13 protein-coding genes are annotated in these 12,851 nt (G+C 62.4%); 9 read left to right on the top strand and 4 right to left on the bottom strand.

What is annotated here, in order from left to right:
- Positions 1 to 15 precede the first annotated feature (15 nt).
- From LMG28727_RS10215 to LMG28727_RS10205, 3 genes are all read right to left on the bottom strand, one after another.
- Positions 16 to 1,065: a VTT domain-containing protein gene (locus LMG28727_RS10215; protein WP_201642179.1), complete on the bottom strand. Its 1,050-nt coding sequence runs from the start codon at positions 1,063 to 1,065 to the stop codon at positions 16 to 18.
- 140 nt (positions 1,066 to 1,205) lie between these two features.
- On the bottom strand, positions 1,206 to 1,841 hold the full coding sequence (gene folE, locus LMG28727_RS10210) for a GTP cyclohydrolase I FolE (RefSeq protein ID WP_201642178.1): 636 nt from the start codon (positions 1,839 to 1,841) through the stop codon (positions 1,206 to 1,208).
- Between the two features lie 145 nt (positions 1,842 to 1,986).
- The gene (locus tag LMG28727_RS10205) at positions 1,987 to 2,916 is read right to left on the bottom strand and encodes a LysR family transcriptional regulator (protein WP_201642177.1); all 930 of its coding nucleotides are present in this window, start codon (positions 2,914 to 2,916) and stop codon (positions 1,987 to 1,989) included.
- 460 nt (positions 2,917 to 3,376) lie between these two features.
- Here LMG28727_RS10205 and LMG28727_RS10200 point away from each other — a divergent pair, with 460 nt between their 5' ends.
- The 5 genes from LMG28727_RS10200 (at position 3,377) to pcaC (ending at position 7,706) form a co-directional block, all read left to right on the top strand.
- A complete protein-coding gene (locus tag LMG28727_RS10200) occupies positions 3,377 to 4,084 on the top strand; it encodes a 3-oxoacid CoA-transferase subunit A (protein ID WP_201642176.1) in 708 nt (235 codons plus the stop codon).
- A 14-nt stretch (positions 4,085 to 4,098) separates the two neighbouring features.
- Entirely contained in the window at positions 4,099 to 4,758 is a 660-nt protein-coding gene (locus tag LMG28727_RS10195; protein ID WP_201642175.1) for a 3-oxoacid CoA-transferase subunit B, read from the top strand.
- 370 nt (positions 4,759 to 5,128) lie between these two features.
- A complete protein-coding gene (locus LMG28727_RS10190; protein ID WP_201642174.1) occupies positions 5,129 to 6,508 on the top strand; it encodes a 3-carboxy-cis,cis-muconate cycloisomerase in 1,380 nt (459 codons plus the stop codon).
- A 5-nt stretch (positions 6,509 to 6,513) separates the two neighbouring features.
- On the top strand, positions 6,514 to 7,305 hold the full coding sequence (gene pcaD, locus LMG28727_RS10185) for a 3-oxoadipate enol-lactonase (RefSeq protein WP_201642173.1): 792 nt from the start codon (positions 6,514 to 6,516) through the stop codon (positions 7,303 to 7,305).
- Entirely contained in the window at positions 7,302 to 7,706 is a 405-nt protein-coding gene (pcaC, locus tag LMG28727_RS10180) for a 4-carboxymuconolactone decarboxylase (protein ID WP_201642172.1), read from the top strand. Before pcaD ends, pcaC begins: the two co-directional genes overlap by 4 nt.
- 57 nt (positions 7,707 to 7,763) lie before the next feature.
- Here the strand turns inward: pcaC and LMG28727_RS10175 are convergent, their stop codons facing one another.
- Positions 7,764 to 8,483, bottom strand: a complete 720-nt coding sequence (locus LMG28727_RS10175; RefSeq protein WP_201642171.1) for a TetR/AcrR family transcriptional regulator — start codon at positions 8,481 to 8,483, stop codon at positions 7,764 to 7,766.
- Between the two features lie 410 nt (positions 8,484 to 8,893).
- Between LMG28727_RS10175 and LMG28727_RS10170 the strand changes: the two genes are divergently transcribed.
- Genes LMG28727_RS10170 through LMG28727_RS10155 form a run of 4 tightly spaced genes read left to right on the top strand, consistent with a single transcriptional unit; the run spans position 8,894 to position 12,739 of the window.
- The gene (locus tag LMG28727_RS10170; protein ID WP_201642170.1) at positions 8,894 to 10,531 is read left to right on the top strand and encodes a 6-hydroxynicotinate reductase; all 1,638 of its coding nucleotides are present in this window, start codon (positions 8,894 to 8,896) and stop codon (positions 10,529 to 10,531) included.
- A 58-nt stretch (positions 10,532 to 10,589) separates the two neighbouring features.
- Entirely contained in the window at positions 10,590 to 11,531 is a 942-nt protein-coding gene (locus tag LMG28727_RS10165) for a UPF0280 family protein (RefSeq protein WP_201642169.1), read from the top strand.
- Complete coding sequence (locus LMG28727_RS10160; protein ID WP_201642168.1) at positions 11,507 to 12,097, top strand: amino acid synthesis family protein; 591 nt, start codon at positions 11,507 to 11,509, stop codon at positions 12,095 to 12,097. Before LMG28727_RS10165 ends, LMG28727_RS10160 begins: the two co-directional genes overlap by 25 nt.
- Positions 12,098 to 12,154: 57 nt before the next feature.
- Entirely contained in the window at positions 12,155 to 12,739 is a 585-nt protein-coding gene (locus LMG28727_RS10155) for an amino acid synthesis family protein (RefSeq protein WP_201642167.1), read from the top strand.
- The last annotated feature ends 112 nt before the right edge of the window (positions 12,740 to 12,851 follow it).

Raw genomic sequence — 12,851 nt, 5'->3', positions numbered from 1 at the left:
TGGGCGCCTGCGAATTTAGAGGCTCTGACTGCTGCGTGGCGCGAAGCCGCGCAAGGTGATCGCGCCTCGCATATCGCCACGCGGAATAGGCGCGCGCTTACCGTGGGTCACTTCATCGGCCGTGGCGAGAGGCTCGACCGGGAAACCGCGCCGCTGCCATGCGTCGAGGCCTCCCCGCAGCGCCCGAATCCGCGTATAGCCATTGCTGCGCATGCGCTGCGTCAGTTCGACCGCGGTCGCGCTGTCCGGGCAGATGCAGTAAATCACCATGTCATGCGTGCGCAGTGCGCCGTCGATCTGTTCGGGCGAGTGAGGATCGAGCGCGAGCGCACCCGGAATGCGCCATTGCGCGCCGGGCGTGGACTCGTCGGGACGGGCATCGAGTATCCGCGACGGCGCGACGCGCCGCCATCTGCTGCCGATTGGTCGCGACGCCGCAGCCGCCGATGCCGCGTTCGCAAAAAGGCGCCGCTCGCGGCGTCGCTGATAAAGCCGGTAGACGAAGTAGATCGCCGCCGAGATCACCAGAATGTCGAACACGGTGCCGCCGCGCGACTTAACGAATGCCAGCAGCATATGCAGTTCCCGTTCCGCCGCCGCGCCGCCGAGCAGCCAGAACGTGGACCATGCAATTGCACCGCCGATGTCCCACAGCGCATAGATGCGGATATCGACGGCCGTTGTGCCCATGAGCGGCGGGGTGATCAGCCCCAGACCCGGGACGAACTTCGAAATGGACACGAGCGGCACGCCGAAACGCTCGAACAGCGAACGGGCGCTCTCGACTTTGGAATCAATGGCAGGGGACACGCGACCGAGCGCGGCGAGCAGCTTCCGGCCGTAGAGACGGCCGGCGGTGAACCATGCGCCATCGCCGAGAGCCGCCGCCAGCACGGCTGCACCGAGGATCGGCCAGAACGACAGCGTGCCGGCGGCGATCGCCGAGCCGGCGAACAGCAGGATCGGCACGGCGGGAATCGGCACGCCGAGCCGTGTCAATAGCACGTTGACGAACACGGCCGCGCCGCCCCAGGTTGCCACCGCCGAAGACGGAAACTCTACCAATTGGGAAGCTCCTGTTATTGCGGTTAGGCTGGCTTGTCGCGTGGATGCTTCGACGACACGCAAAGTGCGTTCCTGATGGGGGCATTAACAGCAACGACCACAACCCAACCGCAACCCTTCCCGCGCGAGCCCGTTCGCCTTCAGGTATTGGCAACCGCCACCACGCCCGGATTCCCGACGATCGACAGAAACTCGCGCCGCGTCGACGGATCGGTCCGGAAGGTCCCCAGCATGCGCGACGTCACCATCGTGACGCCGGCCTTATGGACGCCGCGTGTCGACATGCACTGATGCGCAGCTTCGAGAATCACGCCGACGCCGGCCGGCTGCAACACTTCGTTCAATGTATCGGCAATCTGCACCGTCATCTTTTCCTGGATCTGCAAACGCTTGGCGAAGGCATCGACCAGACGCGCCAGCTTCGAAATACCCACCACCCGGTGTTCGGGCAGATACGCTACATGCGCGCGCCCAATGATCGGCACCATGTGATGTTCGCAATAGCTTTCGAAACGGATATCTTTCAGCACGATCATTTCGTCGTAGCCGTCCACTTCGGAGAACGTGCGGGCAAGGATCTCGCGCGGATCGACCTGATACCCCGCGTAGAACTCCTCGTACGAGCGCACCACGCGCGCGGGCGTGTCGATCAGGCCTTCACGTTGCGGATCGTCGCCGGCCCAGCGCAACAGCACGCGCACCGCGGCCTCGGCTTCTTCGCGGCTCGGACGCTCCGCTGGGGGTTGAGTTTTCTTGTTTGCCTTGCTGCTGGTCATGCGTCGCTCCTTTGCGATCGCGCGTGGACGCCATACGGACCGCGCGGGTTCAATGAGTCCGGCCATTGTTCCATGTTTTGCGTTCCATCACGCCGATGTCCCTTTTTGCTGTCGGGATGCGCTGTGCCGGGCCGCGTTGCGTGGATCACTTCGGCCACTCGTCCATCGCGTCGTTGAAAAGTTCGGCGACCACGCTGCGCAGCCAGCTCGCGCGCGGATCGTTGTGAAACTTGCGATGCCAGTGCTGCCGCAGATCGAAGCGCGGCAACGGCAACGGCGGCTCGACCAGCGTGATCGACGCATGCTCGGACACATACGCGAAGCCGATCGCGTGCGGCACTGTCGCGAGCAGATCGCTGCGCGCGAGGATGAACGGCAGGCTCATGAAGTGCGGCGTTTCCAGCACCGCCCGCCGCTTGATGCGCTTCTTCTCCAGATACTGTTCGAGAACTTCCTGGCTGCGTCCTTCGGAGCGCACCACCGCATGTCCCGACGCGACGTACTGCGCCAGCGTCAGCGGTGCTTTGGACAGGGGGTGCCCCGTGCGCATCAAACAGATGAACCGGTGCGTAAACAGCCGTTGCTGAAAGAAGTTATTACCCGACAGATCGGGGAAATAACCGACCGCCAGGTCGACGTCGCCCGATTCGAGGCCGCGTTCCACCTGCGACGGCGACAGCGTCACCGAGCGCAGATTCGCGAACGGCGCGCGCTCGGAAAAGAGTTGCAGCAGACGCGGCAAAAAGACGATTTCGCCGACGTCGGAAAGCGCGATCGAAAACGTGTGGGTACTGGTGGCCGGCTCGAAGTCCTGCACGTCGAGCATGCCTTTCTCGATGCGCAGCAGCGCGTCGCGCGCGGCGGGCAGGATGGCGAGCGCGCGCGGCGTGGGCTCCATGCCTTTCGACGTGCGCACGAACAGCGGGTCGTCGAAATATTCGCGCAGACGGCCCAAGGCGGTGCTCACGCGTGGCTGGCTGACGCCAAGCTGTTCGGCGGCGCGGCTGACATTGCGGGTGTCTTCCATCGCGACCAGATAGGGGATCAGGTTCAGATCCAGATGTGTGTCGGACATGCTCGAGTGCCTGCGGTGCTGGATGAAGCTAATTATTTGTTATCCGCATAGAGGGTAGTTTAAAAATCTACCGGATGGATAGTGGCGTTTTCCTTTTTATTCCCGTTCAACGGCGGTGCGATGAAGGCTTGCGGCGGCGCGTTGTCTGTCCCGTTGGCTGGGTCCGATAGCGCAACGAACCCGTCATTGTCGCGCGCAAGAACCTATGATTAAGGGGATTTCCCTGCCTTGACAACCCGACCGAACGACAACCATAATCGCCTGAGCGTTCGCTAACCGAATCCATGTTCATATGTCGAACAAATATTGAACCGACCGGCAGCGGACAAACCGAAGGCGCCAGCTTGCATCTCCATCCGGCGAGCCGCCGCCAGCATTGGCCCGGAGACCGTTCCGCGCAAGCCCTGCCAGCCATGGCAGTCAGCCTGACGGCACGCGGCGCCCCAAAAGGAAATTCGACATGATCAACAAGATTTTCGAGTCACTTCAGTCGGCGGTTGCCGATGTCCACGACGGCGCGACCGTCATGATCGGCGGCTTCGGCACGGCTGGCATGCCGTCGGAATTGATCGACGCGCTCATCGAGCAAGGCTCGCGCGAGCTGACCATCGTCAACAACAATGCAGGTAACGGCGACATCGGCCTCGCGGCGCTGCTGAAAGCCAAGCGCGTGCGCAAGATCATCTGCTCGTTCCCGCGTCAGACCGATTCGTATGTGTTCGACGCGCTCTACCGCGCCGGCGAAATCGAACTGGAACTCGTGCCGCAGGGCAACCTCGCGGAACGTATTCGTGCAGCGGGCGCGGGCATCGGCGGCTTCTTCACGCCGACCGCTTACGGCACCAAGCTCGCCGAAGGCAAGGAAACCCGTTTGATCGACGGCAAGCATTACGTGCTGGAGTCGCCGCTGCATGCGGACTTTGCGCTGATCAAGGCGTACAAGGGCGACCGCTGGGGCAACCTGGTGTATCGCAAGACGGCGCGCAATTTCGGCCCGATCATGGCGAGCGCGGCGAAAACCGCGATCGTGCAGGTGTCGCAAGTCGTGCCGCTCGGCGCGCTCGACCCGGAAAACATCGTGACGCCGGGCATTTTCGTGCAACGGGTGATCGAAGTGCCGCAAGCGGCCCACGCCCCCACGCCCAATCCTCACGACGCAGCCGCCTGAACCGGAGACCCGACATGAAAAAACTGACCCGCGATGAAATGGCCAAGCGCGTTGCGCTCGATATCCCCGAAGGCGCTTATGTGAACCTCGGCATCGGCGTGCCGACGCTGGTGGCCAACCACCTCGGCGCCGACAAGGAAATCTTCCTGCATAGCGAAAACGGCCTGCTCGGCATGGGCCCGGCGCCCGCCAAGGGCGAGGAAGACGACGAACTGATCAACGCCGGCAAGCAGCACGTCACGCTGTTGACGGGCGGCGCGTACTTTCACCACTCGGATTCGTTCGCGATGATGCGCGGCGGCCATCTCGACTTCTGCGTGCTCGGCGCGTTCCAGGTGTCGGCGAAGGGCGATCTGGCGAACTGGCACACCGGCGCGCCCGACGCGATCCCGGCAGTCGGCGGCGCGATGGATCTGGCCATCGGCGCGAAGCAGGTCTACGTGATGATGGAGCACCTGACCAAGCAGGGCGAAAGCAAGATTGCCGCGGAGTGTTCGTATCCGGTTACGGGCATCGCCTGCGTTGACCGCATCTACACCGACCTGGCGATGATCGACGTGACCGACCAGGGTCTGGTAGTGCGCGAGATTTTCTCGGACATCGATTTCGACGCACTGCACAAGCTGACCGGCGTACCGCTGATCGACGGCACCCAGGCGGCTCGCGCGGCATGACGCGACGGGCATGAACCGCGCGCGGTGTTGCAAACGCGGTGGTCCGTCGGGTTTGCGGCAATGCGCAACGGTTCCCGGCGACGCGCACGGTCACTGACACGCCAGCACGCATGAGGCCAGCCTCTTTCGTGCTGGCGTGTCAGCTTCAGCGACGTGCCGGCCGTGTTTGGCGCACAATACGTCGCAACTTTGCGTTCGCTGGGCTACCTGCGATTCAGCCGGTATTGAGCGGTGCTTCGCGTTAAATGCCGGACGTTTATCGCGGGTTTATCGCCGGGTTATCGCCGGTTTATCACGGCCGTCCCGCACGCATCGAACCGCTTGCCGCCCGAATCATTCACTTCCGATTTCCTCGACTATCGACGTCACCATGCTCGACTCCAGCGCCCGTCTGACCGGCCTTCTCTGCGGCACACAGCCGATGAACGACATCTGGGCGCCGCGTGCCACGCTGCAACGGATGCTCGATGTCGAAGCCGCGCTCGCGCGTGCTTCGGCTGCGCATCAGGTCATTCCTGCTTCCGCCGTGCCCGCGATCGAAGCGGCTTGCCACGCAGATCAACTCGACGCGGACGCACTCGCACGCGACGCCGCACTCGGCGGCAACCTCGCGATTCCGCTCGTCAAGCAACTCACCGCGCGCGTTAAAGCAGCCGACGCCGAAGCGTCGAAATACGTGCATTGGGGCGCGACGAGCCAGGACATCATCGATACGGCGACGGTGCTGCAATTGCGCGACACCTTCGACCTGCTCGACAGCGGTTTGCAAGCTACTTGCAACGCCGTCGCGACACTTGCGGCAGCGCATCGCGCCACCCCGATGATCGGCCGCACCTGGCTGCAACAGGCGCTGCCCATCACACTCGGTCTGAAATTCGCGCAATGGCTCGACGCGTTACTGCGTCATCGCGAGCGACTCGATGCATTGCGTGCCCGTGTGCTGGTGCTGCAATTCGGCGGCGCGGCAGGCACGCTGGCGAGTCTGCGCGATGCCGCGCCGCAGGTGACGCAGGCGCTGGCGCATGAACTCGGGCTCGCCGTCCCCACGTTGCCGTGGCACACGCAGCGTGACCGCATGGCTGAAACCGCGTCGCTGTTCGGCATGCTGATCGGCACGCTCGGCAAAATCGCGCGCGATATCTCGTTGCAGATGCAAACCGAAGTCGATGAACTCGCCGAACCCGCTGCGGCAGGCAAGGGCGGCTCGTCGACAATGCCGCATAAGCGCAATCCGGTGGGCTGCGCCGCCGTGCTGACCGCCGCGACACGCGCGCCCGGCCTGGTGGCCACGGTCTTCGCCGGCATGGTGCAGGAACACGAACGCGCGCTCGGCGGCTGGCAAGCCGAGTGGGACGCGTTGCCCGACCTCGCGCGTCTCGCGGGCGGCGCACTCGCCAATATCGAGCAGATCGCGTCGGGCCTGAACGTCAACGTGCCGCGCCTCGCCGCCAATCTCGACATCACGCACGGGCTGATTCTCGGCGAAGCGGTGATGCTCGCACTCGGCGACAGCATTGGCCGGCTCGACGCGCATCATCTGGTCGAACGCGCGTCGAAAGCCGCGATTCGCGACGGCAAAACGCTTTTCGATGTACTCGCCGCCGACGCGGCCGTCACCGAACATCTTCCGCTCGAGCGTCTGAAGCAATTGCTCGATCCTGCTCAATACGTCGGCCAGGCACACGCATATGTGGACGCCGCGCTGGCACTTCACACCGCGCGCGTTGAGCGCGCTCATTCCAGGGAGTAACCGGCATGCCTTACGCCGCAGTCAACGGCACCGAGCTTCATTATCGAATCGACGGTGACCGTCACGGCAACGCGCCGTGGATCGTGCTGTCGAATTCGCTCGGCAGCGATCTGTCCATGTGGACGCCGCAAGTCGCGGCGCTGTCGAAACATTTCCGCGTGCTGCGTTACGACACGCGCGGTCACGGTCATTCGGAAGCGCCGAAGGGTCCGTACACCATCGACCAGCTCACCGGCGACGTGCTCGGCCTGATGGACACGCTGAAAATCGCCCGCGCGAATTTCTGCGGACTGTCGATGGGCGGCCTCACCGGTGTCGCATTGGCCGCGCGCCATGGCGACCGTTTCGAGCGCGTCGTGCTGTGCAATACGGCGGCGCGTATCGGTTCGCCTGAAGTGTGGGTGCCGCGGGCCGCGAAGGCTCGCAGCGAAGGCATGCTGGCGTTGGCCGACGCGGTTCTGCCGCGCTGGTTCACCGCCGACTATTTCGAGCGCGAGCCGGTAGTGTTGTCGATGATTCGCGACGTGTTCGTGCATACCGACAAGGAAGGCTACGCGTCGAATTGCGATGCGATCGACGCCGCCGACCTGCGCGCTGAAACGGCAGGCATCAAGGTGCCGGCGCTGGTGATCAGCGGCACGCACGATCTGGCCGCGACGCCGGCGCAAGGCCGTGAACTCGCGCAGTCGATTCCCGGCGCGCGTTACGTCGAACTCGACGCCTCGCATATTTCCAACATCGAAAAGGCCGACGCTTTCACGAAGGCCGTGCTTGATTTCCTGACGGAGAAGAAATGAACGACGAAGACCGCTACGAAGCTGGGATGGGCGTGCGCCGCGCGGTGCTCGGCGACGCGCACGTCGACCGGTCGCTTGCGAATCGCACTGACTTGACCGAAGAATTCCAGAACCTGATCACACGTTATGCGTGGGGCGAAATCTGGACGCGTGAAGGCTTGCCGCGTCACACGCGCAGCCTGCTGACCATTGCGATGATGGTCGCGCTCAACCGCAGCGAAGAACTGGCGCTGCATTTGCGTGCTGCGAAGAATAATGGTGTGACGCGCGAGCAGATCAAGGAAGTCCTGTTGCAAACCGCGATTTATTGCGGCGTGCCGGCGGCGAATTCGGCGTATCACCTTGCCGATAAGTTGTTCCGTGAAGATGATGCCGCAGCGGCTGCGGCGGCAAAGCCTTAACGCCAGCGGTAGATTGACCACGAAGAAACGCGTGCCGTTTATACGGCACGCGTTTTTTTATGCTACGCCGTGAGCGTGTTCGCTCCTGGTAGTCGGTGTTGAGTGGATGCCCGCAGGCATTTGCAAACGCACCGCGCGCAACACGGTGTCTTTGATCACGTCGAGCCAATGGGCTAACGCGGCCTTGTCCATCAATGGCTCGCCGAGAAAGGCACCGAGCGTGTATTGATTGGCGTTATAGAAATAACCCAGCGACGCGATCATCAGATACACGTCGCGCGCTTTGATATCAGCGCGAAAAACATGTTGCGCCTGCCCCGCATCCAGCAACTTTTGCACGACCGAAATCGCATAGCCCGAAATCTCCTTCAACTTGACGGACTTTTTTGCGTGCTTGCCCTGGTGCAGGTTCTCGCTCGATAGCAGCGTAACGAACTCCGGATGATCGAGGTAATACTGCCAGACGAATTCGACCATCTGTTCTAGGCCATGCACGGGGTTATTCAGATCGAGATCGAGACGGCTTTCCGCTTCATTGAATTGCGTGTAGATCGTTTCGAGTACTTCGACGAACAACTGTTCCTTGCTGCCGAAGTAGTAATAGATCATGCGGTCGTGCGAACGCGCGGCCTTCGAAATGCTTTCGACGCGCCCACTCGCATAGCCCTGCTTCGCGAAGACCTTGGTTGCCGCTTTCAGAATCTTGGCGCGTGTGTCTTGCGCCTGCTTCGCACGGATGCCGGTCGCGCCCGGCTTGCGGGCGACAGTGGTACTCATGGCGGCCTCGAATCTCTTTGTTAGCGTCAGGTTGAAACGTCGTGCACGGCACGCACCCCAGCCGGCCACGCATCGACGCGTCTTCATCATACAGCCCGCATTGACGGTTGCGGAGCGCGCTGCGCGATTCATTGCATAGGCGTAGATTAAAGCGCTAACCAAAATCCGCTTCACGCGGAGATGACGCGTTGCACCATTCAGTTGCACATGGGGAAACTCGTTGCGCAGTCTATTTTGATCGGGTAGATTTCAATCACATTTGATGTAGAAGATACTACATGAACGGTGAGTGACCGCAACATGAAAATAGACAGGTTACACGAAAGTCCCTTGAAATAAGGGCAATTCGTCAGCCGTGCAAGACCGCTAGTGATGTGTCGTTGCCTGTAATGTCGTATGGGAACCCCACCATGACAGAACACACGAAGGTCGATTTCGGTGCGGACAGTGTCGACGGCGAAACCGCTTCGACACCGGGTCCCACTGTGCTCGAAAAGGCGGCCCCGCGTAGCGAGCGGATGGCGTCGAACAAGATCGAATGTAATGCGTGCCCGGTGCTATGCCAGATATCGGACGGGCGCACCGGCGCGTGCGATCGTTATGCAAACGCGGACGGCCGGCTGATTCGCGTCGATCCTGTGGTGTTTCTGTCGCGTGCGGCATCGACATCGACGTCGACATCGACGTCAACGTCACCGGCTGAGACAGGCGAAGCTCAAACCGATGCAATGGTCGAATTTGGTGCGTCGGCCGCCACGCACGACCATACCGCCGAACTAGGGCTATTCGTCACCGGCGTCGGCGCATCGTCCACCTATCCCGACTACAAGCCCGCACCATTTATCGTCGCGTCGAAGCTCGGCGATGTCGACATGATCACGGTCGTCACCGAAGGCATTTTCAGCTATTGCAGTTTCAAGGTGAAGATCGACACCGACCGTTTTCTCGGACCGGAGCAATCGAACGTGCGCTGTCATGGCGAGATTGTCGGCCATGTGACGACGGCGGAATACGGCTCGCAGATGTTGAGCCTCGGCGGCGTGCATCACCTCACTGGCGGCAGCAAGAAAGAAGGCCGCGTGACGTGCGACATGATGCTCGCGCTCGGCAATAAGGAAGCGGTGGAGTTGACGATCGACGGCGGCGCGAGTCTCGTGATTCGCGCTGGCGCCGCGCCGGTTGTCGACGGCGTGGAGGAGCAGCGTATGCGTGTGGGCTGCGGCTCCGCGACGATCGGCATCTTCGCGAAGCAATGGTTCGGTCATGCGGACGAAGTGGTCGTGGTCGACGATCACATTACCGGCGTGCTCACCGAACACCAGGCCGGACGATGCCTTGGTATGACACGCTCGGGTCTGAAGATTCGCGGACGCAAATCGACACCGGGCCGTTATTTCCAGGTGGCAAACCCAGGCACAGGTTGGGGCGGCACCGACATTCAGGACCCGCTCGCCATTGTCGAAGGCTTCGATCCTGGCATCGCAAAACCCGGCATGCGTTTGCTGATGGTATCGACTACCGGCGAGCATGCGCAATGGTATGAGCTCGATCAGGATCTGGTGCCACGGATTGCCGACATGCCTGACGCGGTGCGCCGAACGGTCGAACGGATTGGCGAGAACTGTGAGCCGTCGCTAGCTACCGTGCTATTCCTCGGCGGCGCCGGTGGCAGTTTGCGGGCAGGCGCCACGGAAAACCCCGTGCTGCTCACGCGCGCGATCAAGCAGAAACGGGTCAACGTGACGTGCGGCGGTGCGCCGGCCTACGTGTGGCCGGGCGGCGGCATTACGGTGATGGTCGATGTATCGCGTATGCCCGACCATTCTTTCGGCACGGTGCCGACACCCGCGATCGTCGCACCGATCGAATTCACCATGACGTATGACGCGTATCGCGATCTCGGTGGTCATCTCGATGCAGTGCGTTCGCTCGAAAGTGTGCTCGCGAATGGGCCGGAACATTGGGAAGGCGCACCGCTGGCGCGCCGCACGTTGGCGAGTAACCCGGACAACCCATGGCCACCCTCGATGCCGCCGATGCTCGGCTAATCGCGCGAGAAGCCGCCAACGCGACGAACCACTCCACGCACTTACGAACACAAACGCAATGAACCCCACCCGCACCCGACTCGATGCAAGCCGCTGGCACTGGCAGCACGGGCCGATCGATCTGATCCTCAGCGCGGACGGCGACCCTGCCGCGTTGAAGACAGCGTATGACGCGTGCTGGGTGCGTTTTATCGAAGTGCTGCCCGAGTTGGTCGGCGAGTTGAAGGTATTGCGGCGGCCCGTGCAAGCTGAAGCCCGGTTGAACGACAACCCGTTGAACGGCCCGATTGCACGCCGCATGTGGTCCGCCTGTCATCCTCACGGCGCGCGTTATATCACGCCGATGGCAGCGGTCGCAGGCAGCGTCGCCGATGAACTGATCGCGGCTTTCAATCGTGAAGGCATCGAGCGCGCGTACATCAACAACGGCGGCGACATTGCGCTCTATCTGACGCAAGGTCAGCGATACCGCGTCGGCGTGTTCGCCGACCTCGCGCAGTACGCCGGCAAACGCGTTGCCGATGGCGATCATTCGCTCGACGCCAACTTCACGCTCGACGCCGCCGCACCCGTTCGCGGCATCGCGACCAGCGGCTGGCGCGGCCGCAGTTTCAGCCTGGGGATTGCCGACAGCGTGACGGTGCTCGCCTGTACCGCTGCCAGCGCCGACGCCGCCGCGACGATAATCGCCAATGCGGTGGACCTCGATCACCCAGGTATCGTGCGCCGCCCGGCATCGTCGTTGAAAGACGATAGCGATCTCGGCGACATGCTCGTCACGGTTGACGTCCCATCCTTACCGCAACCGCTAGTCGATTTCGCACTGACGCGCGGTGCGCAGACCGCGCAGCGTCTGCAGCAAATTGGCTTGATAGAATGCGCCGCGTTGTTCCTGCAAGGACGGGTTCGCGTCGTCGGCATCGATCATTCTGGCGCGTTGCTGACGCATCGCGCCAATCTAACAACGGAGGCAACGTGTTCGAAATACGCCGCGTGCTGACGCACGTCGAAGATATCTTTCACGAGTTCGGTCCCGCACCCGCAGAGCCGCTAAGACGCGGTGCGATCGCCGCGGTGATGACAAACCCGTTCGCGGGCCGCTACGAAGCGAAAATCGAGCACGCGATGGAAGCCCTCAAGCCGATCGGCTTCGATATGGCGCAGCGGCTGCTGGCGGCGATGGCCGTGCCGCATGCATCGATTGAAAGTTACGGCAAGGGCGCGATTATCGGCTCGCGCGGCGAACTCGAACACGGCGCGTTGTGGCATGTGCCAGGCGGCTATGCAATGCGAGAACTGCTGGAAAAGAACGGCGTGCCGACCAACGCGATCGTGCCGTCGACCAAGAAGGTCGGCGCACCGTCCACCGCGCTGGATGTGCCGCTCACGCATGTCAACGCAAGCTACGTACGCAGTCATTTCGATGCAATCGAAGTGCGCGTGCCCGGCGCACCCGCGGCGGATGAACTCGTGTACATCCTCGTGATGAGCACAGGACAGCGAGTGCACGCACGCGTCGGCGGTCTCGCGAAAGAGGCGATTGTCGGCAACGATGGTTTGCGCTGACGCGTGAGCCTGGAACTCGAGACAGAGCATCGAAAGCATCGAAACCCGGAGAATGACATGGCAATCAAGCTTCGCAAGCTGATCGTGCAGGTGGATGAGACGCGCATTGAAATGGGCCAGACCATCGATCCGCCCACTCGTCGCGCAGTCGCGATTGCGGTGATCGATAATCCGTATGCGGGACGCTATGAAGCGAAACTCGACGCGCTGATCGCAGCCGGTGAAGAGTTAGGCGCGCTGCTCGGCAACCGGTGTGTCGAAGCGTTGGGTATCAAGCCGGGCGATGCGCAAAGCTATGGCAAGGCCGCGATCGTCGGCGAGGCGGGCGAGCTGGAGCATGCCGCCGCGATCCTGCATCCGAAGCTTGGTGCGCCGTTGCGGGTCGCGGTCGAAAAGGGCGCGGCGCTGGTGCCGTCGGCGAAAAAAATGGGTACGCTCGGCACCGCGATCGACGTGCCGCTCGGCCACAAAGATGCCGCCTTCGTGCGCAGTCACTTCGATGCAATCGAAGCGCGCGTGGCGGACGCGCCGCGTGCCAATGAAATCGTCGTGGCGGTCGCTGTGACCGCTTCGGGCCGGCCATTGCCGCGTATCGGCGGCTTGCAGGTGAGCGAGATCAAGGGCGAAGACGGTTTGCGCTGAGCGGCGCGGCGGCTCGATTTGCCGGCTGTGACTGGAATGTGCTGGTGTGCCGTTCACGCGTGCGTGCATGTCGCCGCACGCGCTGCAATATCTGCTGATCGTGTCAGTTGCG

The organism is Paraburkholderia metrosideri (assembly GCF_904848625.1).
Classification (GTDB): domain Bacteria; phylum Pseudomonadota; class Gammaproteobacteria; order Burkholderiales; family Burkholderiaceae; genus Paraburkholderia; species Paraburkholderia metrosideri.
Note: the sequence above shows the minus strand (reverse complement) of the source record. Positions and strands in the feature narration are given on the sequence as shown.

Excerpts from the sequence above, each read along its gene's own strand:
- folE (WP_201642178.1), bottom strand. The coding sequence starts at position 1,841 with ATGACCAGCAGCAAGGCAAACAAGAAAACTCAACCCCCAGCGGAGCGT.
- LMG28727_RS10205 (WP_201642177.1), bottom strand. The coding sequence starts at position 2,916 with ATGTCCGACACACATCTGGATCTGAACCTGATCCCCTATCTGGTCGCG.
- LMG28727_RS10200 (WP_201642176.1), top strand. The coding sequence starts at position 3,377 with ATGATCAACAAGATTTTCGAGTCACTTCAGTCGGCGGTTGCCGATGTC.
- LMG28727_RS10195 (WP_201642175.1), top strand. The coding sequence starts at position 4,099 with ATGAAAAAACTGACCCGCGATGAAATGGCCAAGCGCGTTGCGCTCGAT.
- LMG28727_RS10190 (WP_201642174.1), top strand. The coding sequence starts at position 5,129 with ATGCTCGACTCCAGCGCCCGTCTGACCGGCCTTCTCTGCGGCACACAG.
- pcaD (WP_201642173.1), top strand. The coding sequence starts at position 6,514 with ATGCCTTACGCCGCAGTCAACGGCACCGAGCTTCATTATCGAATCGAC.
- pcaC (WP_201642172.1), top strand. The coding sequence starts at position 7,302 with ATGAACGACGAAGACCGCTACGAAGCTGGGATGGGCGTGCGCCGCGCG.
- LMG28727_RS10175 (WP_201642171.1), bottom strand. The coding sequence starts at position 8,483 with ATGAGTACCACTGTCGCCCGCAAGCCGGGCGCGACCGGCATCCGTGCG.
- LMG28727_RS10170 (WP_201642170.1), top strand. The coding sequence starts at position 8,894 with ATGACAGAACACACGAAGGTCGATTTCGGTGCGGACAGTGTCGACGGC.
- LMG28727_RS10165 (WP_201642169.1), top strand. The coding sequence starts at position 10,590 with ATGAACCCCACCCGCACCCGACTCGATGCAAGCCGCTGGCACTGGCAG.
- LMG28727_RS10155 (WP_201642167.1), top strand. The coding sequence starts at position 12,155 with ATGGCAATCAAGCTTCGCAAGCTGATCGTGCAGGTGGATGAGACGCGC.